Source organism: Saccharothrix sp. NRRL B-16348, assembly GCF_001280085.1.
GTDB lineage: Bacteria > Actinomycetota > Actinomycetes > Mycobacteriales > Pseudonocardiaceae > Actinosynnema.
In genome coordinates this window covers 127,104-151,574 of the sequence record NZ_LGED01000211.1, presented here as the reverse complement: position 1 = coordinate 151,574, position 24,471 = coordinate 127,104, and the positions used below count along the sequence as shown (strand labels likewise).

Genomic DNA, 24,471 nt, shown 5'->3' with positions numbered 1-24,471 from the left:
TGTGGCTCGTTTGCCCGGAACGCGGCCAACCGGGCCAACCGCGTGGCTAGGGTGCGGCGGTGACCTTGACCACGGATGCCGACCTGCGCCAGGCGACGCGGTACGAGTGCGGGTGCTGCCGCGAGCCGATCGAGCGGTCGTGGAACTTCGTGGACCGCGCCGGCGACCGCCACGCGGCCTACTTCGCGAACTGCTACCACCACCGGGACCAGCCGCACGACGTGTGGATCGACGTCATCCTGGGCACCTGGGACACCGCGTCGGCCGAGGACCACGTGACGTTCGGCTGCCGCGTCGGCCCGGTCGAGGGCAGCGACCAGCCGGCGGCGACGCTGGTGCGGGCGTGCATGGACGGGTCGGGCGGCGAGGTGCACGGCCTGCTGCTGTCCCGCGAGGCCGGCCTGGCCCACCCGCGGCTGCCGGAGTTCTGGCAGGTGGTCGACTTCGTGCTGGTCAACGACCCGGGCGTGCACGCCCACCTGTACGGCTAGCAGCCCTGGGCTACAGGACGCCCGCCGCGGTGCCGGCCGCACGCAGCACGTCCTGCAGCATGGGCTGGGTCAGCTTGCCCGTGAACGTGTTCTGCTGGCTGATCACCCAGTGTTCACACCGTCGAGTTCGCGCAGCAGGTCGTCGACCAGGGCCACCATCGACATCTTGATCTCATCGAGATCGGCGAAGCCCATCTCGGCAGCGGCGGCGAGAACGGGAAGCAAGTCCTCCGGTCCGGCCGCGAGTTCGCGGAGGTTTTCGACTGCCTGCTTCACCACCGTGCTTGAGAGAGCATCCGACATGACACCTCGGAGGCTGCGGGCGAGCGGCGCGGTGTCGACGGCGCGAAGCAACCGAAGCACGTCGAGTCCATCCTTCGGCTTGAGTCGGTGAGGCTGCTCCCGCCGTTCCGCGATCTTGATGACCTTCGACACGACGAGCGCGGCCGGCCCTGCCACCTTGATCTCGAACGATCGGGAATCCCCGCCGTCCAGAGCACTGATCACGTGAAGCTGGTTGTCAACCACCGCCGCCTCAAGTCCCAATGTCCGGCGTGCAGTGATCTTGTCGTCGTGCGGGGGCTGTAGGTGGGCGGATCGCCGGCCGCCCGGGCCGCACAGTGCCTCGGGGGCCATGAGGTCGACCATGATCTGACCGGAGCCCAACCAACTCCCCGGCTGGCTGCCCGGAACGAATCCGGCAGCACGCATCGCGTCCACGATCGAAGGCTCGTCCGCCAGCCGATCAGGTACCAATGCCAGGTCCGCATCCGTTGTGGTCGGCGCGGTCGCGAAGTCGGCATCGCCTGTATGCAGGTAGACCGCTTGCGCACCGACGAGCACAACCGCGTCGCGGTGCGGGCCCAATCCATCGAGGGCGTCCAGCAGCACAGCACGCGCCCTGACGTACTCCTGCGGAGTCATCGTTCCCAACCTTGTCCACTCGCTTCGAGCACCGCCATCAACTGCTCGGCCTCTTCACCCGACCGACCAGACCCGGTCAACAGATCCGCCACGACCTGCGAGGGTGCGGCATAGTCGATTCCTCCGACACGTTGTGCCTTGGTGTGGACGACACCGTCGTACGGTCGCATGACCAGCACGTTCGCCCCGCGCTCAACGGCTCTCAACCCCAGTTGGCCCATCAGACCGGTGGGGTCCTCGGCGTACAGGCTCAACGAGACCAGTGGCGACACAGGTGTCATGTCGTCCGGCAGGTACGCACGCACCGCTGCCGAGCCGGTCACGGCAAAGCGGGTTTCCACAGAGGACAGCGCTTTCAACGCGTGGTTCAACCCGCGTGGGTCCAGCGTCGCCACGACCTCGTTCGACGTCATGACCTTGTAGTCCTGAGCCCAGCGACCGATCAGCGACCGCTTGCGAACAGCGTTGACGACCCCGTCTCCACCCCTGGTGACGACCGCTTCCCGATCGAGCAAGTCCAGGACCCTCGCGCTCGTCGCCGCGCTGACTTGCGCTCGTGCGGCGAGGTCCCGGACACCGACCGGCAAGGAGGTCTCGCACAGTGCGAGCACGATCTTCGCGGCAGCACGTCCACGGAGGGACTTGAGCGGACGGTCGGCCGAGTCGCGTGACCCACCTCGATCAGCCCCCACGCGGTCGATGAACACCGCCGGCTTGTCCAGCCTCAACCGCATGTTCCCAGTGGGGTCGAACCACCCCAGCCCGAGTTCGCTGAGGTGGGCACGAGTCATCGGGGATACAAATTCCGACACGAGCATCGCCCCCTCCGCCGGATAGGCGTAACGGCTGATCTGGGCGGCCACCTTGGCGACGTCTCTTGGTTCCACCTTCCGTTTGACCTCGATCACCACCTCGGCCCTGGCACCGTCGGGCGCGGTGATGGTGACAACAAGGTCGAGTTCGACGACGCCGCTCGGCGTTTCGACTCGCGTCGCCCGCCTGGCGTCGACCTGCCAATCCGAAGGCAAAGCCGACCGGAGGGCATGCTCAGTCAACTCCACCAGCTCTGAACTGGTCGTTCCATGTTGTGAGCTGTTCCGCGACACGTGGAACAGTATGATTTGCGGAACAGCTGGTGTCGACTACCGCTGCGTCACTCGATGGTGGTCAGTCCGGCCGCGGTGCCTGCCGCCCGCAGCACGTCCTGCAGCATGGGTTGGGTCAGCTTGCCCGTGAACGTGTTCTGCTGGCTCACGTGGTAGCAGCCGAACAGGTGCAGCGGCTCGCCGCCGTCCTGGGCAGGCAGGGTGGTGTGGGCGCCGTGGCCGAAGGCGGGACGCGGGCGCGGGACCTGCCAGACCGCGGCCAGCACCGGGAGGACGGCCTGCCAGCCGAACGCGCCCAGCACGAGCACCGCGCGCAACGTCGGCCGCAGCAGCTCCAGCTCCCGGATCAGCCACGGGCGGCAGTTGTCGCGTTCCTCCGGGGTCGGTTTGTTCTCCGGCGGCGCGCACTTCACCGGCGCGGTGATCCGGGTGCCGATCAGCTCCAGGCCGTCGCCGACGTGGGTGGCCGTCGGCTGGGTCGCCAGGCCGACCGCGTGCATCGCCGCGTACAGGAAGTCGCCCGAGCGGTCGCCGGTGAACATGCGGCCGGTGCGGTTGGCGCCGTGGGCGGCCGGGGCCAGGCCGATGATGGCCAGCGACGCGTCCGCGGGCCCGAACCCCGGCACCGGGCGGCCCCAGTACTCCTGGTCGCGGAACGCCGCCCGCTTGACCCGCGCCACCTCCTCGCGCCACGCCACCAGCCGGGGGCACGCGCGGCAGCGGGTGACCCGTTCGTCAAGAGCGGAAAGCGGGAGCACGGGCGGCGACTCCGATCGTAGAGTTCGACCATGACCGACAAGGACAACGGCGACGAGCAGGCCGCCAAGGACAACGGCGACGAGAAGGACCTCCCCGCCGACGACCTCGTCACCACCCAGCACAGCATCACCGTCAAGCGGCGCAAGCTGAACTACACCACGACCACCGGTCGGGTGGTGCTGCGCCAGGAGGTGCTGACCGAGGGCAAGTTCGACGGGCACCAGCCGAAGGCCGAGGTCTTCGTCACCGCGTACACGGTGGACGGCGCGGACCCGGCCAAGCGGCCGGTGACGTTCGCGTTCAACGGCGGCCCCGGCTCGTCCAGCGTGTGGCTGCACCTGGGCCTGCTCGGACCGCGCCGCGTCGTCTCCGGCGACGTCGGCGCCCTCACGCCGCCGCCGTACGACCTGGTCGACAACGCCGAGACGCTGCTCGCGCACAGCGACCTGGTGTTCATCGACCCGGTGTCGACCGGCTACTCGCGGGCGGTGAAGGGCGAGAAGCCCGGCGAGTACCACGGTTTCCAGGGCGACCTGGAGTCGGTCGGCGAGGTGATCCGGCTGTGGACCTCGCGCAACGGGCGGTGGATGTCGCCGAAGTTCCTGGCCGGCGAGTCGTACGGGACGACGCGCGCGGCGGGCCTGGCCGACTACCTCCAGTCGCGGTACGGCATGTACCTCAACGGGCTGATGCTGATCTCGTCCGTGCTGGACTTCACCACGCTGGACTTCAGCGAGGGCAACGACCTGCCGCACACGCTGTTCCTGCCGACGTACGCGGCGATCGCGCACTACCACGGGCTGCACGGCGACCGTTCGCTGGAGGACGTGCTGGCCGACGCGGAGGACTTCGCGTCCCGCGACTACCCGTGGGCGCTGGCGCGCGGCCACCGGCTGTCCACTGAGGAGCGCGCGGCGGCGGTAGCGCGGTTGGCCGGGTTGACCGGGCTCAGCGAGGACTACGTGGACCGGGTGGACCTGCGGGTCGAGCACGTGCGGTTCTTCACCGAGCTGCTCCGCTCCGAGCGCAAGGTCGTCGGCCGGTTGGACTCGCGGTTCACCGGCGCGGACGCCGACTACGGGCGCGAGCACTTCAGCGAGGACCCGTCGTACTCGGCGATCCTCGGCCCGTACACGGCGGCGCTGAACCACTACGTGCGGGCGGAGTTGGCGTACGAGAACGACCTGCCGTACGAGATCCTGACGATGAACGTGCGGCCCTGGTCGTTCAAGGAGTTCGAGGGCACGCACGTGACGGTGGCGAACAAGCTGTCGTCGGCGATGCGCGCCAACCCGCACTTGAAGGTGCACGTCGCGTACGGCTACCTGGACGGCGCCACGCCGTACTACGCGGCCGAGCACGTGGTGGCGCACCTGCAGATCCCCCGGGAACTGCACGACAACATCGAAGCCGCGTACTACCCCGCGGGCCACATGATGTACGTGCACGAGCCGTCGAGGGTGCAGCAGTCGAAGGACCTGGCCGACTTCGTCCAGTCCGCCTCGAACCGCTGATCCACCCGGGACGCGAGGGCCCTGGCGCGTGACGGCCGGGGCCCTCGCGGCGGATCAGGGCACCACGTGCCGTTCCTCGGCGAAGTGGCACGCGCTGGGGTGGGCGCCGACGCGCGTGATGAGCGCCGGCTCCTCCACCGCGCACACGTCCCGCGCCTTCCAGCACCTGGTGCGGAACCGGCAGCCGGACGGCGGGTCCACCGGTGACGGCACGTCGCCGGTCAGGCGGATCACGTCACGGCGGCCCCGCAGCGCCGGGTCCGCCACCGGCACGGCCGACAGCAGCGCCTGCGTGTACGGGTGCGTGGGGTGTTGGTAGATCTGCTCCTCCGTGCCGATCTCGACGATCTTCCCGAGGTACATCACGGCCACCCGGTCGGACAGGTGCCGCACCACCGACAGGTCGTGCGCGATGAAGACGTAGGCCAGCCCGAACTCGGCCTGCAGCTCGGCCAGCAGGTTCATCACCTGAGCCTGGATCGACACGTCCAACGCGGACACCGGCTCGTCGCACACGATCAGCTTGGGCCGCAGCGCCAACGCCCGCGCGATCCCGATCCGCTGCCGCTGCCCGCCGGAGAACTGGTGCGGGTACCGGTTGAGGTGCTCCGGGTTCAACCCGACGACGTCCAGCAGCTCGCGCACCCGCCCGGCCCGCGACCCGCGCGGCGCGACCTCCGGGTGGATCTCGAACGGCTCGCCGACGATGTCGCCCACGGTCATCCGCGGGTTCAGCGAGGTGTACGGGTCCTGCAGCACGATCTGCATGTCCCGCCGCCACCGCCGCAACGCCGAGCCCCGCAACGAGAACATCGGCTCGCCCTCGAACAGCGCCGTGCCCGACGTCGGCGGCTCCAGCCGCATCAGCACCTGCGCCAACGTCGACTTGCCGCACCCCGACTCGCCGACCACGCCGAGCGTCTCCCCCGCGCGCAACGAGAACGACACGCCGTCCACCGCGCGCACCCGGCCCACGGTCCGCCGGAACACCACCCCGCGCGTCACCGGGAAGTGCTTCACCAGGTCGTGCACCGCCAACAGCTCAGCCACCGAGGACCCCTTCCGCGAAGTGGCACGCACTGGTCCGCCCGGGCCCCAGCGGCACGTCCGGCGGCACGCGCGTCACGCACACGTTCTGCGCCCGCGGGCACCGGGGGTGGAACGGGCAGCCGGACGGGATCCGCAGCAGGCTGGGCGGCAGCCCGCGGATCGTCTCCAGCGCGGCGCCCTTCTGGTCCAGCCGCGGCAGCGACCGCATCAACGCCGCCGTGTACGGGTGGCCGGGCGCGCGGAACAGCGACACCGCGTCCGCCTGCTCCACGATCCGGCCCGCGTACATCACCACGATCCGGTCGGCCACCTCGGCGACCACGCCCAGGTCGTGCGTGATCAGGACCAGCCCCATCCGCCGTTCGCGCTGGATCTCCGCGAGCAGGTCCATGATCTGCGCCTGCACGGTCACGTCCAGCGCCGTCGTCGGCTCGTCCGCGATCAGCACCTCGGGGTCGAGCGCCAGCGCCATCGCGATCATCGCCCGCTGCCGCATCCCGCCGGAGAACTGGTGCGGGTACTCGCGGACCCGTTGCCGCGCCGCCGGTATCCGCACCAGGTCCAGCAGCTCGACCGCCCGCGCCCTGGCCTGCGCCCGGCTCAGCCCGCGCCGCAGCCGGAGCTGCTCCTCGATCTGGAACCCCACCGTGAACACGGGGTTCAGCGCCGACAACGCGTCCTGGAAGATCATCGCCACGCCCTCGGCGCGGACGGCGCGCCGTCGTTCGGCCGAGGCGGTCAGCAGCTCCTCGCCGTGGAACCGCACCGATCCCCGCGTCACGAACGCGGGCGGCGTGTCCAGGATGCCCATCACGGTCTGCGCGGTCACGCTCTTGCCCGACCCGGACTCGCCGAGCACGGCCAGCGTCTCGCCCGCCGACACGTGGTAGCTCACGCCGTTGAGCACGCGCGCCACCCCGTCCCGGGTGCGGAACTCCACGTGCAGGTCCTCGACCTCCAGCAGCATGATCGCCTCCTACCGCAGCTTCGGGTCGAGGGCTTCGCGCACCGCGTCGCCCAGCATCACGAACGCCAGCACGGTCGCGGTCAGGAAACCCGCCGGGAACAGCAGCGCGTGCGGCGCGACGCGCAGGTAGTCCTTCGCGCTGTTGATCATCACGCCCCACGAGACGACCGGCTGCCGCAGCCCGATCCCGAGGTAGGACAGGGTCGCCTCGGCGCCGATGAACGCGCCGAGCGCGATCGTCGAGTAGACGAGCACGGGCGCGACGGTGTTGGGCAGCAGGTGCTTGCCGATGATCCGCGCCGGCGACGCGCCGAGCGCCCGTGCCGCCTTCACGTAGTCCTGCTGCTTGGCCGCGATCGCGGTGGACCGCATGATCCGCATCGCCACCGGCCACGACAGCACCGAGATCGACAGCACCACCTGCGCCACGATCCGCACCGGCCCCGCGTCACCGCCCGCGTTCAACGTGGTCAGGATGACGATCGCGCCCAGCACGAACGGCACGCCGACGAACACGTCCGCGATCCGCGACACGATGGCGTCCAGCCACCCGCCGTAGAACCCGGCCAGCATCCCGATCGTGGCCCCGACGAGCACCACGCCCGCCGTGGCCAACAGGCCAACCACGATCGACGCCCGCGCGCCGTGCACGACGCGGGTGTAGATGTCGTAGCCCTGGTTGTCGTACCCGAACCAGGCGGCGGCCGAGGGCGCGCCGCGCGACCGGGACAGGTCCGCCGCGTTCGGGTCGCCGGACGCGAACAGACCGGGGAACGCCGCCATCAGCAGCACGAGCAGGATCAACGACACGGACACCCAGAACAGCGGGCGCCGCCGCAACGCGTGCCAGGCGTCGCCGAACAGGCCGCGCGGCCGTTCGGGCGCGGTGACGAGGGAAGCGACTTGGTCAGTCATAGCGGATCCTCGGGTCCAAGACCGCGTACAGCAGGTCCACCAGCAACGTCATCAGCAGGTACACCAGGACCAGCACGGTCACCACGCCGGTCACCATCGCGCCGTCCTTGGTCAGGATCGACCGGAACACCAGGCCGCCGACGCCGGGCACGTTGAAGATCCCCTCGGTGACGATCGCGCCGCCCAGGAACGCGCCGAGGTCCGTGCCGAGGAACGTGATCACCGGGATCAGCGAGTTCCGCAGCAGGTGCACGCCGACGATCCGGCGCGTCGGCAACCCCTTCGCCAACGCCGTGCGCACGTAGTCCGCGCGCCGGTTCTCGGCGATGCTCGCGCGGGACAGCCGGGCGACGTAGGCCATGGAGAGGCTGGCCAGCACGAAGCCGGGGACGATCAGGTTCCCGAACGTCGGCGTGGTGACCGTGGGCGCGATCCAGCCGAGCTGCAGCCCGAACACCAGCTGCACGACGTACCCGGTGACGAACACCGGGATGGAGATCAGGAACAGCGTCGACACCAGCACCAGGCTGTCCAGGAACCCTTGGCCGCGCAGCCCCGACACGACACCGGCGGTGATGCCGATGACGGCCTCGACCAGCAGCGCGACCAGGGCCAGCCGCAGCGTCACCGGGAACGTCGCCGCGATCCGGTCGATCACCTGCACGCCGGACGACGTGACGCCGAAGTCGCCCTGGACCAGGTTGACCAGGTACTTCCAGTACTGGAGCAGCAGCGGGTCGTCCAGGTTGAACCGCTCCCGCATCATCGACACGTACGAGGCCGGGCAGTCCCGCTCGCCGCACTTGCCCTCGAACGGGTCGCCCGGCACCGCCCACACCAGCGCGTAGATCAGGAACGTGGTGCCGACGAACACCGGCACCATCTGGAGCAGCCTGCGCAGCACGTACCGACCCAATTCCGCACTCCCCTCGACTGGATGGCGGGTGTGTTCAGGCCACTTCCACCGAGTAGAGGTCGAGCGTGCGGAACGGGTCGAGGTTGGCCACCTTGAGCCGGTCGGACCGGCCCGCGATGGTGTTCTGCGTCCACAGCGGGATGGACGGCAGGTCGTTGGCCAGCATCTTCTCGGCTTCGAGGTACAGCTCGATCGCCGCTTCCTCGCTGGACGCCCGGTCCGCCTCGGCGAGCTTCGCGTCGAACGCCGGGTTGGAGTACAGCCCGTCGTTGGACGACGCGCCCGTGCGGAACAGCGGCGTGAGCCAGTTCTCGATCGACGGGTAGTCGGCGATCCAGCCCGCCCGGTACATGCCGGTCATCTTGTGCGCGTTCACGTTCTGCCGGAACTCGCCGAAGCTCGTCGACGGCACGAACCGCGCTTCGACGCCGAGGGTGTTCTTGATGCTGTTGACCACCGCCTCGGCCCACTCCTGGTGGCCGCCGTCGGTGTTGGACAGCAGCACGATCTCCCCGGTGTGGCCGGATTTGGCGAGCGCTTCCTTGGCCTTGGCCGGGTTGAACGTGCAGTACTCGCCGCACTGGCCGGGCCGGTAGCCCTTCATCAGCGGGTGCACCCAGCCGTCCGCGGGCTTGCGGGTGCCCTCGAAGATCCGCTCGGTGATCTCCTCGCGGTTGATCGCCATGGAGATGGCGCGGCGCAGGTCCGCGTTGTCGTAGGGCTTGACGTAGAACGGGAACGCGATGGTCTGGTTGTTCAGCGTCTCCCGCTGCACCACCCGTTCGCCGAGGTCGGTCTCGTACTGCTTGCCCGCCAACGCGTTCGGCGGCAGCTCCTCCATGAAGTCCAGGTTGTTCGACACGAGGTCCGCGTAGGCCGACTCGCGGCTCTGGTAGACCTTCAGCGTCAGGTCCTTGAACTTCGGCTTGTCGTCGCCCTTGTAGTCGTCGTAGCGGGTCAGCTTGATGTCGGTGCCGACCGCGCGCGAGACGTACTTGAACGGGCCGTTGCCGATCGGGTTGGCCTCGAAGGCCTCGCGGTCCTTGAAGAACGCCTCGGGCAGCGGCGCGAACACCTCGTAGCCGATGGTCACCGGGAACACGGCGAACGGCTCGGACAGCGTGATGGTGAACGTGTGCTCGTCCACGACGTCGAGGCCGGACATCGTCTCGGACGTCGGCGCGGCGGGCTCCTGCGGGCCGTCCGCGCCGTCGGGGTCGGCCGGGTGGACGGCGTCGAAGCCCTCGATCTGGGAGAAGAAGCTGGCGCCCTGGGTGGCGTTGGGCCCGTAGGCGGTCCAGTTCCAGGCGTCCACGAAGCTCTTGGCGGTGACCGGGCTGCCGTCGTGGAACAGCCAGCCCTGCTTGAGCTTGACGGTGAAGACCTTCGAGTCGGTGGTGTCGATCGACTCGGCCATCGCGTTGACCGGCTGCGCGTCCTGCGCGCGGTACTCGACGAGGCCGGTGAACAGCGGGTCGAGGACGCGGCTGCCGCCGGTCTCGGTGGTGTTGCCCGGGACGAGCGGGTTCTCCGGCTCGGTGTTGAAGATCGTGATGCCGGCTTCGGTGTTCGAACCGACCGGGGTCTCCGCGGAACCGCAGGCCGTGGCCACCAAGGCGACCGATACGGCGGCGATCGCTGTTGAGGGGGTTAATCGTGCACGTGACATGGGTCCTCCCACCTGATCGGGGGTAACCGAGCAGAGTCGACCGCTTTCACAGCGTGAGAGTGAACCTAGGGCCCGCGTGACCAGGGCCACACGGGTGAGGGCGTCACGACCTGGTCACGATCAATCCCAGTTGACGGACAGGCGTGCTGACTGCCCGTTCAGGTGTCGCGGGGTGCGTTTCAGGCCAGGGCGAACGCGATGCCGTCGAGGATGTCGTGCTCGCTGGCGACGAGTTCGGTCACGCCCTGCGACTCCAGGTGGTCGGCGAGCGTGCGGACGACCAGCGCGCCGCCGCAGATCACGTCCACCCGGCCGGGGTGCATCGGGCCGAGGGCGGCGCGCTCGTCGTGACCCATCGTGAGCAGCTTGGCCGTGATCTCGCGGATCCGGTCGAGGCCGAGGCGGGCCAGGTGGATCTCCTGCGGGTCGTAGCGCGGCAGCTCCTTGGCCAGCGCGACGAGGGTCGTGACGGTGCCGGCCACACCGATCCAGGTCTTGGCCTTGGCCGTCGGCACGGCGGCGAACGCCTCGGCCAGGACGTCCCGCGTCACCCGGACCGCTTCCTCGACCTGCGCCTCGGTCGGCGGGTCGGCGCGCAGGCAGCGCTCGGTGAGGCGGACGCAGCCGATGTCGACCGACCGGGCGGCCTCGACGTCGCCGCGCACGCCGTCCCACGTGCCGAGGACCAGTTCGGTCGACCCTCCGCCGATGTCGGAGACGAGGAAGGGGCCTTCGTCCGCGTCCAGGTCGGACACCGCGCCGGTGAACGAGAGGCGGGCCTCCTCGTCCCCGGTGATGACCTCGGCCTCCACGCCGAGCACCTCTCGGGTCATGTCGAAGAAGGCCGCTTTGTTGGCGGCGTCACGGGTGGCGGACGTCGCGACCATGCGCACGCGCTCGGTTCCCTTGCGGCGCAGGGTGTTCGTGTAGTCGATCAGCGCGGCACGGGTGCGCGCGATGGCGTCGGGGTGCAGCTCGCCGGTCGCGTCGACGCCTTGGCCGAGCCGGACGACCCGCATCTCCCGGTGCACGTCCCGCAACCACCGTTCGCCAGTGTCCGATGTGGTCACATCGGCGACCAGGAGGCGGATCGAGTTGGTCCCGCAGTCGATCGCGGCCACGCGTGCCATACCCGAGATCCCTTCCTGGTGGTGTGTGCTGGTGAGTGGTGCTGCTCAGCAGCGTAACCACAAAAGATTAAAAGCTTAAAAGCATGTCCTCGCCGGACGGGCAGATCAGCAGGATGACCCCCACTGCCTGGTTCTGTGCCGGTCTCGTCGTTGGTCCGGGCTCCGTGCCATCCCACCGACCTCCACAAGGGCTACCACACGTATCAAGGGGGGCGCAGCCCACAGTCAACGCCGACAGGCATCGGTGAACAGGCGCCCCCCTTGACACGCGCGGTAGGGCTGCGCCAGGTCGGCGGGATGACACGGAACCCTCGCTCTGAGGAAAGACCCGTCAGTGGAGTGGTTCGGGGGTCGCGCGTCGGGCGCGGTGCCGGGCCCGACACGCGCGGTGCGGCCGCCGATGCCCTTCCCCACCAGAGGGAGGGCTTCGTGTCATCCCGCCGACCTGGCTTTGCCCTACCGCGCGTGTCAAGGGGGCTGATGGCTGCCCCCTTGATACGTGTGGTAGCCCGGAGGGAGGTCGGTGGGATGACACGAAACCCGCACCAACGACGGACCCGCCACAGAACCAGGGCAGTCGGGGGTCATCCTGCTGATCTGCCCGTCCGGCGAGGACATGCTTTTAACGCTTTTAAAGCTTTTGATCTGGACCGGGCGAGCGCCCGCAAGCACCCGCCCGGCCCCCTCGATCAGTTGGGCGCGTGGATCTGATCGGCGGAGTTCGCCGCGTAGTCCCTGGTCGCCCCACGCACGAACATGTTCTGCTCAGCGTGGTTGCCGGAGAAGTACTGCTTGATCGAGCCGTTGAACGGACTGGTGGACGCGTTGCGGCCGTACACATCCGTGTAAACCGAGGTCGGACCGGAGTTGCGCAGCTTGAAGCCGCCCGCCCGGAACTCCCGCAGCGTGCCCTTGAACGGCGAGCGCGGGTCGTCCCACGCCACCCGTTGGCCGGTCTGCTCGGTGATCCGACGGACCGTGTTGCAGTAGTCGCCGCGAATGCCCTCGTAGCAGAGGTCGACCTGGCGGGCCAGCTTGTTCGGCTTCGACGCGTCGTAGTAGCGCGCCGGGTTCAGCACGTAGAACAGCGGCTGGATGGTGAACGACAGCTGCGAAGTGCTGATCGTGACGTCCGAGAACCAGAACTCGTGCAGGTCGTTCGTGTCGAACGGCACCTCGGTTCCGGTGATGACCTCGAAGTGCGTCTTGCCCTCCCGGATCGCCTGGACGCAAGCGGCATCGGTGATGAGCCGGCCGAGCGAGCGGGTGTCGGACGGCGAGTCCGCCGGGATGGCCGGACCGACGTTGGTGAACTTGTTGTTGAACGGGCCGGGGCAGTCGGTCGCGCCGAAGCCGCCCGGACGGCCGTTCGGGATCAGCGCGGTGAACTTGGCCTCGGTCACCTGGTTGTTGTCCCGGTGCGTGCACTTGTTGTTGTAGATCAGCTCGTGCACGTTGTTGGTGAACGCGTCCGGCGAGTGCGTGCCCTGGTGGAACTTCAACAGGATGTCGCACGTGGCGATGGTGGTGCCCTGCGGCGGGAAGAAGCTCGTCCCGTTGTCGCCCTGGATGACGTTCGAGTTGTTGACCGCGAGGACCTTGTGGCCGACGTGGTCCTCGTGCCGGTGCGCGCCGCCGGGGTTCGACGCCATCATCACCTCGCTGGTGTAGCCGAAGTACGGCCACTTCGCGTCGGCGAACAGGTCCGAGGTGCGCGGGTCGTCACCGTGCTCGTGGCCGAACGCGCAGCCGCTCGCGTCGCGCGGCGGGTGCCACGTCGGGTAGACCTTGCCGTCCGGACCGTAAGTCCAGTACCGGGCGTGGATTTCGCGCGAGCACTCACCGGCCTTCGGTGTGTAGCCGCTGCCGCTCTCCGACACGACGATGTCGTAAGCCATGCTCGTCTGCGCGTCCGCCGGCGGCAGGGACCTACCCCACGCCGGGTTGTCGGTCGGCGGCACAGACGTGGGCGACGTGGGCGACGTGCTGGAGGACGACGTGGTCGACGTCGGCGAGGACGTCGTGGTGGTCACCGGCGCGCCGGTGCACGCGGTGCCGTTGAGGGTGAACGAGGTCGGCGCCGGGTTGCTGCCGCTCCACGAGCCGTTGAAGCCGAACGTCGCGGTGGCGCCGGTCGCCAGGTTGGCGTTGTGGCTGACGCCGCGCGCGGTCACCTGGGCGCCGCTCTGCGTCGCGGTGGCGTTCCACGCCTGGGTGACCTGCTGGCCGGAGGCGAAGCTCCAGGTCAGCGTCCAGGAGCTGATCGGGTCGCCGAGGTTCGTCACGGCTACGTTCGCGGTGAAGCCGTTGTTCCACTGCGACGGGACGGAATAGGTGACACCGCAGCCCGTGGCGGCGGCCTGTGCCACGAACACCGTGCTGCCCACGCCGACCGCGGCGACGGCCACGGCTGATAAGAATCGGAACCTGTTCCTGCGCATGGTTGTTGTGCCCTCCGTCAGGTGTGGCCGGTAATGCGGCGGCGGGTCAGGGCATCGCGGGTGAGGCGGCATCGAACTGCCCGAGGACAGCACTCGGCGAGCCTTGCGTGCTTCCGGTGGCGGGGATGGCGGCCTCCGCGCACCGGTGCCGTGCGCCGCGGGCGGGCTCGGTCGGTCGTCGTTCGGCCCGACGACCGGATCACCGAATCGCGGCGGGTGACCGGACCGGCGGCGGGAATCCGCCGGTGCGCGTAGTGTTCGACCGACTCCGCACCGCTGTCAACGATTAGCGCAATGTTGCGAAAACAGTCGTCTTAATCCGTTAAGCGAACTGCCGGAACGCCGTCGGGCGATTCAGGGCCGTTCGGCTCAGGTGGCCTTCATGGACGACGTGGTCGACAGCGACGACGACGAACCTGAACCGGTTGAGGAAGAGCTGCCCGACGTGCCCTGCGACGTGCTGCCGGACGTGCCACCGGGCGCCGTGTCGGCCGAGGTCGTCGCGACGGACGTCGTCGCGGGCTCCTCGGTCGTCGTGGACGTCGTCGTGGTGGTCGGCGTGGGGCAGCCGGGCGGGATCGACGGCGTCGTGGTGGGCGTCGTCGTGGGCGTGCTGGTCGTCGTCTCCGTCGGCGGCGTGGGGCACGTCGGCGTGGTCGTCGTCGGCGTCGTCGAAGTCGTCGGCACGGTCGGGGTGAACGTGATCGTCACGCCGGGCCGGGTCGTCGTGGTGGTCGACGTCGTCGTCGGGTTCGGCGTGCCGGAGGACGGCGGCGTCGTGCTGCCGGGCGGCGAGGCGTTGTTGTTGTCCGACGGGGTGTTCCCGTTGCCCGGCTGGGGCCCGAAGTCGTCGTCGGAGCCGATGATGTCCGGCAGCACCGGCACGCCGCTGGCGTACACGTCCGCCCAGTACAGCACCGTGGCCACGTACTCGTTGGACTGGTTGTAGCGGAACACCGATCGCGCGCGCTGCACCGGGTCGCTCACGTCCGCGTTGTTCGCGCACAGGTAGTTGCCCGCGCCGATGGTCGCGTCGTAGATGTTGTTCGGGTTCCGATCGCCGTCCTCGTTGCCGTCGGCCGCGTAACCGGCCCACGTGGACGGGATGAACTGCATCGGGCCCACGGCCCGGTCCCAGGTGCGGTCGCCGTCGAACCGGCCGCCGTCGGTGTCGCGGATCGCCGCCACGCCGGGCGAGCCGTCGAGCACCGGGCCCACGATCTTCTCGACCGTGGTGCCGCTCTCGGTGACCCGGCCGCCGCGCGCGTGCCCGGACTCGATGCGGCCGATGCTGGCCAGCAGCGGCCAGTCCAGGTGGCAGCCGGGCGTGGTGCGCCCCAGCCGGTCCGCCGCGCGCATGTACGCGTCGAGCATGACGCCGGGGATGCCGTGCTGGCCCTCGCGCAGGAAACCGCCCTCCAACGGGGGCAGGTCGTCCTCGAACTCGGACGGGTCGTCGGCGTCGGCCAGCAGCGCCGCGCTCAGCTCGTCGGTCTCGGGCAGCCGTCCGGTGGCGCCCAGCTTGCCCTGGGCGTCCAGCGCGAGCGTGCCCAGCACGTCGCCCGGACCGGGCGGCACGACTTCGACGTCGGAGCGGTCGGCGAGGCTGAACCAGTCCATCGGCGCGGCCGTGTGCAGCAGCGCCGGCACGAGCATCGCGGCGGTCGCCGTGGCGGCGAAGCCCCATTGCCGAGGCGTCATCGTGCCCGGATGGACCTTGGTCCGCTTCCGCCCCCGACGCTTCGACTTCGGCACAGCCACGAACTCCCCATCGACTCGTCACCCGGCCTGCCGACCAGCCTGCCTGATCCGAACGGCGGTGTCACGGGCACGCCTGAGCTTTGTGCCCGAAGAACTGCCCGGACGGTCAGTTTTTCACCGTTGACGCGCACTCGCCGCTCGGCCACCACTGCGCGAGCAGGTCAAGCGCCTCGTCGCCGAACGGGTTCACGCCCCGGCCGACGGCCAGCGAGTGCGCCACGTGGACGTGCAGGCACTTGACGCGGGTCGGCATGCCACCGGCGGTGACGGTCGTGCCGAGCGGTTCGATCGCGTCCCGCTCAGCCAAGTACATCTCGTGCGCCCGGAGGTAGCGTTCGGCCAACTGTTCATCCGTGGCCAACCGGTCGGTCATCTCCTTCATCAGCCCGGCCCCTTCGAGCCTGCTGACGTAGGAGTTCAACCGCGAGCAGGTCAGGTAGTACAGGGTCGGGAACGGCGTGCCGTCCTCCAACCGGGGACTGGTCTGCACGACCGCCGGGTGCCCGCTGGGGCAGCGCGCGGCCACCTCGCGCATCCCCCGCGGCGCGCGGCCCAGCTGCGCCTCGACCGCCGCCCGGTCCTCGTCGCTCACCGTCATCGTGCCGCCGCCGAATCCCACAACTGCTCGTACCACGCCTTGTCCTCGGCCGGTTTGGTCTCCGGTCGCTGTTGGTCCAGTTCACGTTCCGCGTCACCGGGGAGCTGCACGATGTAGGGCGTCTCGCCGGGCCGCACGTAGTGCAGCCTGCGCCGCGCCTCGGCCTCGACGTGCGCCGGGTCGGCCAGTTCGCGCTTGCGCTGCTCCAGCTGCCCCACCTCGGCGCGCAGCGTCTCCTGCGAGGCGTTGACCTCGCGCAGCTCCTCGCGTTGCGCCAGGTACGTGCGCAGCGGCACGGCGATGCTCAGCGCCAGCGCGCACACCACCATCGCCAGCAGCGCGGCCCGCCGCGTGCCGGTCATGCCGAACGCGCCGCCCGTGCCCGCGCCCGCCCTGGTCCGCGCCTTCGACTGGGGCTTGCGCGCCGCGGGCCTCGTGGTGCGCCCGTCGGCCCGGCCCGTGCGCGGCTCGCCCTTGCGCGGTTCCGGCTTGCGCGGCTCACCCTTGCGGGGCTCGCTCTTGCGGGTCTGACCGTCGCGGGCCTGTGCCCGCGCAGGGCGGGACCTCGGCGTGGCCTCGCGACCACGCCGTGGTTCCCGCTCCCGTCGTGCCATCAGCTCTCCGGCGTGTACCGCGGGAAGGCCAGGTCGCCGGCGTAACGCGCGGCGTCGCCCAGGGCCTCCTCGATGCGCAGGAGCTGGTTGTACTTCGCGGTGCGCTCACCGCGGGCCGGCGCGCCGGTCTTGATCTGGCCGGCGCCCACGGCCACCGCCAGGTCGGCGATCGTGGTGTCCTCGGTCTCGCCGGACCGGTGGGACATCATCGACTTGTAGCCGTAGGACGTGGCCAGCGCGACCGCGTCCAGCGTCTCGGACAGCGTGCCGATCTGGTTGACCTTCACCAGCAGCGCGTTGGCCGCGCGGCGGGAGATGCCCTCCTCCAGCCGCTCCGGGTTCGTCACGAACAGGTCGTCGCCGACGATCTGCACGCGCTCGCCCAGCTCGGCCGTCATCTGCACCCAGCCGTCCCAGTCGTCCTCGGACAGCGGGTCCTCGATCGACACCATCGGGTAGGCGTTGACCAGCTCGGTGTAGTAGCCGGTCATCTGCTCGGCGCTGCGCTTGGTCTTCTCGAACGTGTAAGCGCCGTCGGAGTAGAACTCCGTGGCGGCCACGTCGAGGGCCAGCGCGATGTCGCGGCCGGGCGTGAAGCCCGCCTTCTCGATCGCGACCAGGATCAGGTCCAGCGCGTCGCGGTTGCTCGACAGGGACGGCGCGAAACCGCCCTCGTCGCCCAGGCCGGTGGCCAGGCCCTTCGACTTCAGCACGGACTTCAGCGCGTGGTAGGTCTCCGCGCCCCAGCGCAGCGCCTCGCGGAAGCTCTCCGCGCCGATCGGCGCGATCATGAACTCCTGGATGTCCACGTCGGTGTCGGCGTGCGCGCCACCGTTGAGGATGTTCAGCATCGGCACCGGCAGCACGTGCGCGTTCGGGCCGCCGACGTACCGGAACAGCTCCAGGCCGCTGGACGCCGCCGCCGCCTTCGCCACCGCGAGCGACACGCCCAGGATGGCGTTCGCGCCCAGGCGGGACTTGTCGGGCGTGCCGTCCAGGTCGACCAGCTTCTGGTCGACCACCCGCTGCTCGACGGCCTCGATGCCGACCAGCTCGGGGCCGATCTCGTCGAGCACCGCCGTGACCGCGCGCTCGACGCCCTTGCCCAGGTAGCGCTTGGCGTCGCCGTCCCTCAGCTCGACCGCCTCGTGCTCACCGGTCGACGCGCCGGACGGAACCGCGGCACGCTCCAGCGTGCCGTCGTCCAACGCCACCTCTACCTCGACGGTCGGGTTGCCTCGCGAGTCCAGGATCTCGCGGGCGCCGACCTGCTCGATGACCGCCACGTGCGCTCCCTCGTCAGACCATCTGTGTATCGATGCCGAGCCTAGTTGGTGCAAGGTGTGGGACGGCCCCGGCTCGCCTGTTGGGGCACCGGTCGGAAGGGGTTCACGCGTGGTTCACGTGGCGCGGGGTGGGGACGGGCCGGCGCTGGTGCTGCTGCACGGGCTGGGCGCGACCGGGTCGGTGTGGCGCGGAGCAGCGGAAACGTGGCCCGGGGCGTGGCTGGCGGTCGACCTGCCCGGTCACGGTCGGTCGGCGCCGCTGACGAAGTACTCGTTCGGGTCGTTGGCCGCTTCGGTGGCCGCCGCGATCGGTTCGGGGCCGGTGGCGGTGCTGGGGCACTCGTTGGGCGGCGTGGTGGCGTTGACGCTGGCCAGCTCGTGGTTCGGGGTGGACGTGCGGGCGGTCGGCGCGATCGGGATCAAGCTGCGGTGGACGGCGGAGGAGCTGGCCAGGGCGGCCTCGCTGGCCGCGAAGCCCGCGCGGGTGTTCCCGACGCGCGAGGAGGCGTCGGCGTGGGCGTCGAAACTGGCCGGTGTGCCGTTGGACGACGGCGTGGTCGAGGTGGACGGCGGGTGGCGGGCGGCGCTGGACCCGGCGGCGTTCGGGGTGGGCGAGCCGGACGTGGCGGGGCTGCTGGCGGTGGCGAAGGCGCCGGTCGTGCTGGCGGCGGGCGAGGCCGACCCCATGTGCCCGCCGGAGCACCTGCTCGCGGCACGGGCGGACGGGATCGTGCTGCCCGGGGTGGGGCACAACGCCCACGTCGAGGCGCCGCCGTCGATCAAGCCGGTGCTCGACCGGCTGCACGGCGCTCTCGTCGCGTGACACACCGATCCCGTCATCCGGTCGGCTGTCGTGTGGCGGCCGGATGGCCGGGTAGCGTTGATCGAACGATGACGGACAGCACCTTCGAGGCGTTCCGCCGGGCCGAGGCGCTGCTCGCGGAACGCCGACCGCTGGAGGCGCTGCGCGAGCTGCGAGTCGTGCTCGAAGCGGCGCCGGAGCGGGCGAGCGTGCAACTGCTCGCGGGCCGGGCCTACCTGGGTTCGGCCCAGCTCCAGCGCGCCGAGGCGGCGTTCCGGAAGGTGCTGGACATCGACCCCAGTGATCACTACGCCCGGTTCGCGCTCGGTCGGACGTTGCAGCGGCAGAGCCGGTTGACCGAGGCGTTGACGCAGCTGCGGATGGCGGCGGCGATGAACCCGTCACCGGAGTACCAGGAGGCGTTGGGCGAGGTCAGCGCCCGTCTCGCGGTGGAACGCGACCGATGACGACCGACGTGCTCGGGCCGGTGGTGGCCGAACGGCGGGTGGAGTGCGTGGCCGGTGACGGCAGCCGCACCGACGTCGTGATCCGGATCGGGACGCCCCACCCGGACCCGCTGAGCGCGAACGGCGACTGGCGCTGCCCCCACCAGATCACCGGTCTGGGTGACGAGGCCGTCGGCGCGTCGTTCGGTGTCGACTCCTTGCAGGCGCTGCTGCTCAGCGTGTACCGGGTGCGCCTGGACCTGGCCGCGCGGGCGGCCGAGGCGTCGGTCGAGCTCGACTGGCTCGGCCAACCGGACCTGGGCCTGGCCGTCGACCCGGTCCTGACCCGGCCCGACGGCCGCTGACCGTCCGCTGGCCGGGGTTCAGCCGATGCTGGCGCGGGCGTAGGCGTCGGCGCCGCTGTAGACGTTCTGGCCGTACTCGGTCGAGTTGTTGTAGTCCAGCACGGCCGCCCACCAGCCCGCGCCCGTGCCCAGGTCACGTCCGCCCGAGCAGAGGTAGCGGGCGGCGGCCAGGGCGGCGTCGTCGATGTTCTGCGGGTCGGGGCTCAGGCCGTCGCCGTTCGCGCGCACCGCGTAGCGGGCCCACGTGGTCGGGATGAACTGCATCGGGCCGACCGCCCGGTCCCAGCGGGTGTCGCCGTCGAGCGTGCCGCCGTCGCTGTCCGCGATCGCCTTCACGCCCGGTGAGCCGTCCAGCGGGATGCCGATGATCGGGCGTGACGGCCGACCGTCCTCGCCGAGGCGCAGGCCGCCGATCGTGCCGTGGTGCGACTCGATGCGGCCGATGCCGGCCAGCGTCGCCCACGACACCCGGCACGCAGGGTTCTGCGTCCGCATCACCAGGTCGGCGACCGCGTACGCGCGCAGGGCACGGGCCGGGATGTCGGTCTTCTCCGACAACGCCGCCGCCCACGCGTTCAGCGGTTCGGCGTCGTCCGTGGCGGCCGACGCCCGCGGTTCGCCCGCGGGCACGTCACCGGCAGCGCCCGGCGCGGCGGCGCCCGGCTGGACCTCCAGGAACGGCACCGGGAACGGCGGGTCGGCGGCGGGCCGGGGCGCGGACCGGTTGAACGTGCTCAGGGCCCAGGCTCCCCCGGCCACGAACGCCAGCAGCAGCAACACCAGCGCCAGGCGTCCGGCGAGGTTGCCGGCACGGCCGCGCGACGGCGGGCGCGGCTCGGTCTTGGACGGCGGCGGGACGACCACCGCCCCAGGCTACGTGCTGAACGCGAGTGCTCGGGCGTGCTCGGGGCCATCCCGTCCCGAAACCGGTGGTCAGGGACCCGAACACGGGCAGGATTCCAGCCGGCGGGGCCGGTTCGCCGCGTTCTGAGCGTTGAATTCAGGCGTCCTGAACGTAGGACACGCGCGTTCCGAACGTAGGACTCTCGCGTTCTGGAGGTACGACACGCGCGTTCTGGAGGTAGGACACGCGGGGTGGCGGTGCTGGGAGCAGCGCCGCCACCCCGGCCGAGGCAGCAAACACGAGCGGACGTCAGGCGTCCGTGCGCGTGGCGGGTGAGCCCGGTCAGGTGAGGGGCGGCAGCTCCGGCGGAACGGCCGCCGGTCGCGTCTCCAACGCCTCCAGGGCCAGCCGCACCGCCGTGTCCAACTGCGGGTCGCGCCCGGCCACCCGGTCCTGCGGCGTCACCACCACCTCGACGTCCGGGTCGACGCCGTGGTTCTCCACGCCCCACCCCGGCCCGGCGAACCACGTCGCGTACCGCGGCTGCGTCACCAGCGTCCCGTCGACCAGGTGGTACTGCATGTCGATGCCGATCACCCCACCCCACGTGCGGGTGCCGACGACCGGCCCGATCCCCATCTCCTTGATCGCCACGTTCACGATGTCGCCGTCGGACCCGGCGAACTCGTCCGCGATCGCGATCACCGGCCCGCGCGGCGCGTCGCCCGGGTAGCTGTCCGCCGTGGTGTAGCCGCGCGCCACCGACCAGCCGATGATCTTGCGCCCCAGCTTCTCCACCACCAGCTCGGACGTGTGCCCGCCGCCGTTCTCCCGCACGTCCAGCACCACGGCCTCACGCGCCAGCTCCACCCGCAGGTCGCGGTGCAGCTGCGCCCAGCCCGCGCCCATCATGTCCGGCACGTGCAGGTACCCCACCCGGCCGTCGGTCAGCGAGTGCACGCGCGCCCGCCGGTCGGCCACCCACGCGTGGTAGCGCAACGGCTCGTCGTCCTCCAGCGGCACGATCACGACCCGTCGCGGCTCGCCACCGCCGCCGGGCCGCACGGTCAGCTCCACCGGCTTGCCCGCCGTGCCCACGAGCAGCGGCGCGGGCCCGGTCAACGGGTCCACCTGCCGCCCGTCGACGGCCACGATCGCGTCACCGGCCCGCACCGCGACACCGGGAGCCGCCAACGGCGACCGCGCCGCCGGGTCCGACGTCTCGCCCGGGATCACCCGCACGACCCGCCACGCGCCCGCCTCGTCCCGCTCCAGGTCGGCGCCGAGCAACCCCACGGCACGCCCGCGCGACCCGTGCGCCGGGATGACGTAGGCGTGCGACGTGCCCAGCTCGCCCTGCACCTCCCACAGCAGGTCCACCAGGTCGCTGTAGCTGCCGAGCCGGTCCACCAGCGGCCGGTAGCGCTCCAGCACGCCCGCCCAGTCCACGCCGCCCATGTCGGTGCGCCAGAAGTGGTCCCGCATCAGCCGCCCGGCCTCCGCGTACGCCTGCCGCCACTCGGCCGCCCGGTCCACCACCACCCGCACCCGCGACAGGTCGACGTCCACCGCGTCGTTGTCGTCGGAGTCGACCTTCCGGTCCGTCGGCACGACGTGCAGGTCACCGCCGTCCTGCACGACCATCCGCTGCCCGTCGCCGGTCACGTCGAACGTGTCCACGCCGTCCACCAGCGTCTCGGTGCGCGACTTCGCCAGGTCGAACCGCTCCAGCACGGCCCGCGGCGGCCGGGACGACGGGCTGGCCAGGTTGTCGCCCAGCACCCCGCGCAACGGCGACCGCAGCCACAGCAGCCCGCCCTTGGCGGCGGTCAGGCCGGAGTAGCGGGCGGCGGCGACCGGCACCGTCACCACCCGGTCGGCCAGCCCGTCCAGGTCGACGACCGTGATCGGGTTCTCGTCGTCCTTCTCCTTGTCCTTCTCCGCCGAGTCGTCGCCGACCGGCCGGCCGAGCCGCAGCGGGTCGAACGGCGACGGCGTGGTCGCGGCCAGCGGCAGCAGGTAGGGCCGGCAGCCGGTCGGGAACGACAGGTCGAACACGTGCGCGTCGTACACCGGGTCGAAGCTGCGCACCGACAGGAACGCCAGGTAGCGGCCGTCCTCGGTGAACGTCGGCGAGAAGTCGGAGAACCGCAGCGGCGTCACGTCCACCACGGACAGGTCGGTGGTGTTGGTCATCCGGATGTGCTGCAGCGGGCGCGGGCCGGGGTGCGACCAGGCGAGCCAGTTGGAGTCCGGGGAGAACGCCAGGTCGCTGACGTGCGGGTTCGCGCCTTTCAGCACTTCGCGCACCTCGCCGGACTCGACGTCGACCAGCAGCAGCCGCCCGTCGTGCGTGGCCACGGCGAGCCTGCGCCCGTCCGGGGAGACCGCCAGCTCCAGCACCCGCCCGAGCTTGCCGACCGCGACCCGGCGCGGCTCGTTGCCGGGCTCGACGCCGCCGACCGGCGCGAACTCCAGGCCCTCCTCGCCGTCCGCGTCGGTCACCCACACGACGTTGTCGCCGACGACGCGCGGCAGCCTGGCCCGGACGCCGGGCTCCTCGGCCAACGCGCGCACCGGCCCGTCCCGGTGCGTCACCCAGTGCACGGTGCCGCGCACCTCGACGACGCTCCCGCGACCGGTCTTGTCGGGGTGGAAGTCGTCCGGCCGTGACGACACCGGTCGCGGCCTGCGCGCCGTGCGCGGTCCCCCGAGCGCGATCTCCAACCGCCGCGGCTCGGCGTCCAGGCCGTCCAGGAGCCACAACTCGCCCGCGTGCTGCCAGACGATCCGCTCGCCGTCGCTCGACGCGACCCGGGCGTAGAACTCCTGCTCGGTGTGCCGCCGCAGGTCCGACCCGTCCGGGGTGACCGAGTACAGGCTGCCGACGCCGTCGTGGTCGGACAGGAACGCGATCCGGTCCCCGATCCACATCGGCGAGGTCAGCGGGGACGTCAGCTCGGGCAGGATGCGGACGAACTCCCCGTCACCGTTCGCGTCGACCCACAACTTCGCCGCCGCACCGCCCCGGTAGCGCTTCCACCAGGCCGGGTCGCGGCCGTACACGGAGGTGACCACCACCTGCCCGGACGGCCCGAACGCCACGTCGTCCACCCAGCCGTACGGCAGCCTGCGCGGCGGGCCGCCGTCGGTCGGGACGGCGTGCGCCCACTGCCGGTTCGTGGTCGCCTGGCCGGTGGACGTGACGGCGACGACCTCGCCGTCGGACGTCCAGCCGCGCACACCGGTGGAGTAGTCACCCCAGTAGGTGAGCCGCGTGGCCTCGCCACCGTCCACCGGGGCCAGGTGGACCTCGGGCGCGCCGTCACGGCGACTGGTCCACGCCAACCGGCTTCCGGTCGGGTCGAAGCGCGGGAAGGAGACGGGCACCTGGTCGGCGGTCACCCGCCAAGCCCGGCCGCCGTCGAGGGGTGCGAGCCACACGTCGTCCTCGGCCACGAAGGTCACGAGGTTGCCGTGCAAGTGCGGGAAGCGGAGGTAGGCCTCGGTCACCTCTTCGACGTTAGCGCGCCGATCATCCTCATCAGACCCGCCCCGGCGAGGTCGCTGCGGCATCGAGATCAACGCTCCGCACCGGGCCGACCCGGATCACTCGGACGGGCGAATCGTGCAACCCAGGACAACCCCAATCGCATTTCTCACGTTAGCCGGGAAAAACGGCGGCCACGGCGGCGGGGAGGCTCAGGCAACGCGGCAGGCGGGTCGGGCAAGGCGGTTGTGGAGGCTCAGGCAAGCCAAGCGTCAGGCAGGCTCAGGGCAAGCCAGCGGGAGGGCAGGCGAGCAGGCGGTAGGCCGAGTCGGGTCGGCCAGCGGGGCTGGCTCGGGCAAGCGAGCGGGCGGCTCGGGCAAGCG

Annotated in this window: 21 protein-coding genes; 5 read left to right on the top strand and 16 right to left on the bottom strand. The window is 70.9% G+C overall.

From position 1 onward, the window contains the following. Positions 1–59 precede the first annotated feature (59 nt). Positions 60–491: a hypothetical protein gene (locus tag ADK67_RS27260; protein WP_053719359.1), complete on the top strand. Its 432-nt coding sequence runs from the start codon at positions 60–62 to the stop codon at positions 489–491. Between the two features lie 102 nt (positions 492–593). Here the strand turns inward: ADK67_RS27260 and ADK67_RS27255 are convergent, their stop codons facing one another. From ADK67_RS27255 to ADK67_RS27245, 3 genes are read right to left on the bottom strand one after another with little or no spacing between them, the layout of a single operon-like run. Beyond that, positions 594–1,415, bottom strand: a complete 822-nt coding sequence (locus ADK67_RS27255) for a GSU2403 family nucleotidyltransferase fold protein (protein WP_053719358.1) — start codon at positions 1,413–1,415, stop codon at positions 594–596. Continuing rightward, positions 1,412–2,521 (bottom strand): type IV toxin-antitoxin system AbiEi family antitoxin, encoded by a 1,110-nt coding sequence (locus tag ADK67_RS27250; RefSeq protein WP_157620869.1) that lies wholly within the window; start codon positions 2,519–2,521, stop codon positions 1,412–1,414. The genes ADK67_RS27255 and ADK67_RS27250 overlap by 4 nt, the downstream gene beginning before the upstream one ends. 47 nt (positions 2,522–2,568) lie before the next feature. After that, on the bottom strand, positions 2,569–3,279 hold the full coding sequence (locus ADK67_RS27245; protein WP_053719356.1) for a uracil-DNA glycosylase: 711 nt from the start codon (positions 3,277–3,279) through the stop codon (positions 2,569–2,571). Positions 3,280–3,309: 30 nt separating this feature from the next. Here ADK67_RS27245 and ADK67_RS27240 point away from each other — a divergent pair, with 30 nt between their 5' ends. After that, complete coding sequence (locus tag ADK67_RS27240) at positions 3,310–4,794, top strand: S10 family peptidase (protein ID WP_053719355.1); 1,485 nt, start codon at positions 3,310–3,312, stop codon at positions 4,792–4,794. Between the two features lie 54 nt (positions 4,795–4,848). Here ADK67_RS27240 and ADK67_RS27235 read toward each other — a convergent pair whose 3' ends face one another. The 11 genes from ADK67_RS27235 to eno all read right to left on the bottom strand — a co-directional run bounded on the left by ADK67_RS27235 (position 4,849) and on the right by eno (position 18,141). After that, on the bottom strand, positions 4,849–5,844 hold the full coding sequence (locus ADK67_RS27235) for an ABC transporter ATP-binding protein (protein WP_053719354.1): 996 nt from the start codon (positions 5,842–5,844) through the stop codon (positions 4,849–4,851). Then, entirely contained in the window at positions 5,837–6,811 is a 975-nt protein-coding gene (locus tag ADK67_RS27230; protein WP_053719353.1) for an ABC transporter ATP-binding protein, read from the bottom strand. Before ADK67_RS27230 ends, ADK67_RS27235 begins: the two co-directional genes overlap by 8 nt. A gap of 9 nt (positions 6,812–6,820) precedes the next feature. Then, positions 6,821–7,726: an ABC transporter permease gene (locus tag ADK67_RS27225; protein WP_053719352.1), complete on the bottom strand. Its 906-nt coding sequence runs from the start codon at positions 7,724–7,726 to the stop codon at positions 6,821–6,823. Further along, positions 7,719–8,642, bottom strand: a complete 924-nt coding sequence (locus ADK67_RS27220; RefSeq protein WP_053719351.1) for an ABC transporter permease — start codon at positions 8,640–8,642, stop codon at positions 7,719–7,721. The genes ADK67_RS27225 and ADK67_RS27220 overlap by 8 nt, the downstream gene beginning before the upstream one ends. A 34-nt stretch (positions 8,643–8,676) precedes the next feature. Then, positions 8,677–10,311 carry a peptide ABC transporter substrate-binding protein gene (locus tag ADK67_RS27215; RefSeq protein WP_053719350.1) on the bottom strand — a complete coding sequence of 545 codons (1,635 nt, stop codon included), beginning with the start codon at positions 10,309–10,311 and terminating at the stop codon, positions 8,677–8,679. 179 nt (positions 10,312–10,490) lie between these two features. Then, positions 10,491–11,441 carry a Ppx/GppA phosphatase family protein gene (locus ADK67_RS27210; RefSeq protein WP_053719349.1) on the bottom strand — a complete coding sequence of 317 codons (951 nt, stop codon included), beginning with the start codon at positions 11,439–11,441 and terminating at the stop codon, positions 10,491–10,493. A 689-nt stretch (positions 11,442–12,130) separates the two neighbouring features. Next, positions 12,131–13,849: a cellulose-binding domain-containing protein gene (locus tag ADK67_RS27205; protein WP_231648370.1), complete on the bottom strand. Its 1,719-nt coding sequence runs from the start codon at positions 13,847–13,849 to the stop codon at positions 12,131–12,133. Between the two features lie 402 nt (positions 13,850–14,251). Continuing rightward, on the bottom strand, positions 14,252–15,583 hold the full coding sequence (locus ADK67_RS27195) for a lytic transglycosylase domain-containing protein (protein WP_157620868.1): 1,332 nt from the start codon (positions 15,581–15,583) through the stop codon (positions 14,252–14,254). A 166-nt stretch (positions 15,584–15,749) separates the two neighbouring features. Continuing rightward, a complete protein-coding gene (locus ADK67_RS27190) occupies positions 15,750–16,241 on the bottom strand; it encodes a DUF501 domain-containing protein (protein WP_053719428.1) in 492 nt (163 codons plus the stop codon). Beyond that, positions 16,238–16,855, bottom strand: coding sequence for an FtsB family cell division protein (locus ADK67_RS53910; RefSeq protein ID WP_231648369.1), 618 nt, complete (start codon positions 16,853–16,855; stop codon positions 16,238–16,240). The genes ADK67_RS27190 and ADK67_RS53910 overlap by 4 nt, the downstream gene beginning before the upstream one ends. Further along, positions 16,855–18,141, bottom strand: coding sequence for a phosphopyruvate hydratase (gene eno / locus ADK67_RS27180; RefSeq protein WP_053719346.1), 1,287 nt, complete (start codon positions 18,139–18,141; stop codon positions 16,855–16,857). The genes ADK67_RS53910 and eno overlap by 1 nt, the downstream gene beginning before the upstream one ends. A 109-nt stretch (positions 18,142–18,250) precedes the next feature. Here eno and ADK67_RS27175 point away from each other — a divergent pair, with 109 nt between their 5' ends. The 3 genes from ADK67_RS27175 to ADK67_RS27165 all read left to right on the top strand — a co-directional run bounded on the left by ADK67_RS27175 (position 18,251) and on the right by ADK67_RS27165 (position 19,754). Further along, positions 18,251–18,964 carry an alpha/beta fold hydrolase gene (locus tag ADK67_RS27175; RefSeq protein WP_053719345.1) on the top strand — a complete coding sequence of 238 codons (714 nt, stop codon included), beginning with the start codon at positions 18,251–18,253 and terminating at the stop codon, positions 18,962–18,964. 68 nt (positions 18,965–19,032) lie between these two features. After that, positions 19,033–19,410 carry a tetratricopeptide repeat protein gene (locus tag ADK67_RS27170; protein WP_053719344.1) on the top strand — a complete coding sequence of 126 codons (378 nt, stop codon included), beginning with the start codon at positions 19,033–19,035 and terminating at the stop codon, positions 19,408–19,410. Further along, the gene (locus ADK67_RS27165; RefSeq protein WP_053719343.1) at positions 19,407–19,754 is read left to right on the top strand and encodes a DUF6968 family protein; all 348 of its coding nucleotides are present in this window, start codon (positions 19,407–19,409) and stop codon (positions 19,752–19,754) included. Before ADK67_RS27170 ends, ADK67_RS27165 begins: the two co-directional genes overlap by 4 nt. An 18-nt stretch (positions 19,755–19,772) precedes the next feature. On the opposite strand, the gene ADK67_RS27160 is transcribed toward ADK67_RS27165, so the two are convergent. After that, the gene (locus ADK67_RS27160) at positions 19,773–20,618 is read right to left on the bottom strand and encodes a lytic transglycosylase domain-containing protein (protein ID WP_053719342.1); all 846 of its coding nucleotides are present in this window, start codon (positions 20,616–20,618) and stop codon (positions 19,773–19,775) included. A 322-nt stretch (positions 20,619–20,940) separates the two neighbouring features. Beyond that, the gene (locus ADK67_RS27155; RefSeq protein ID WP_053719341.1) at positions 20,941–24,111 is read right to left on the bottom strand and encodes a S41 family peptidase; all 3,171 of its coding nucleotides are present in this window, start codon (positions 24,109–24,111) and stop codon (positions 20,941–20,943) included. Positions 24,112–24,471 lie beyond the last annotated feature (360 nt).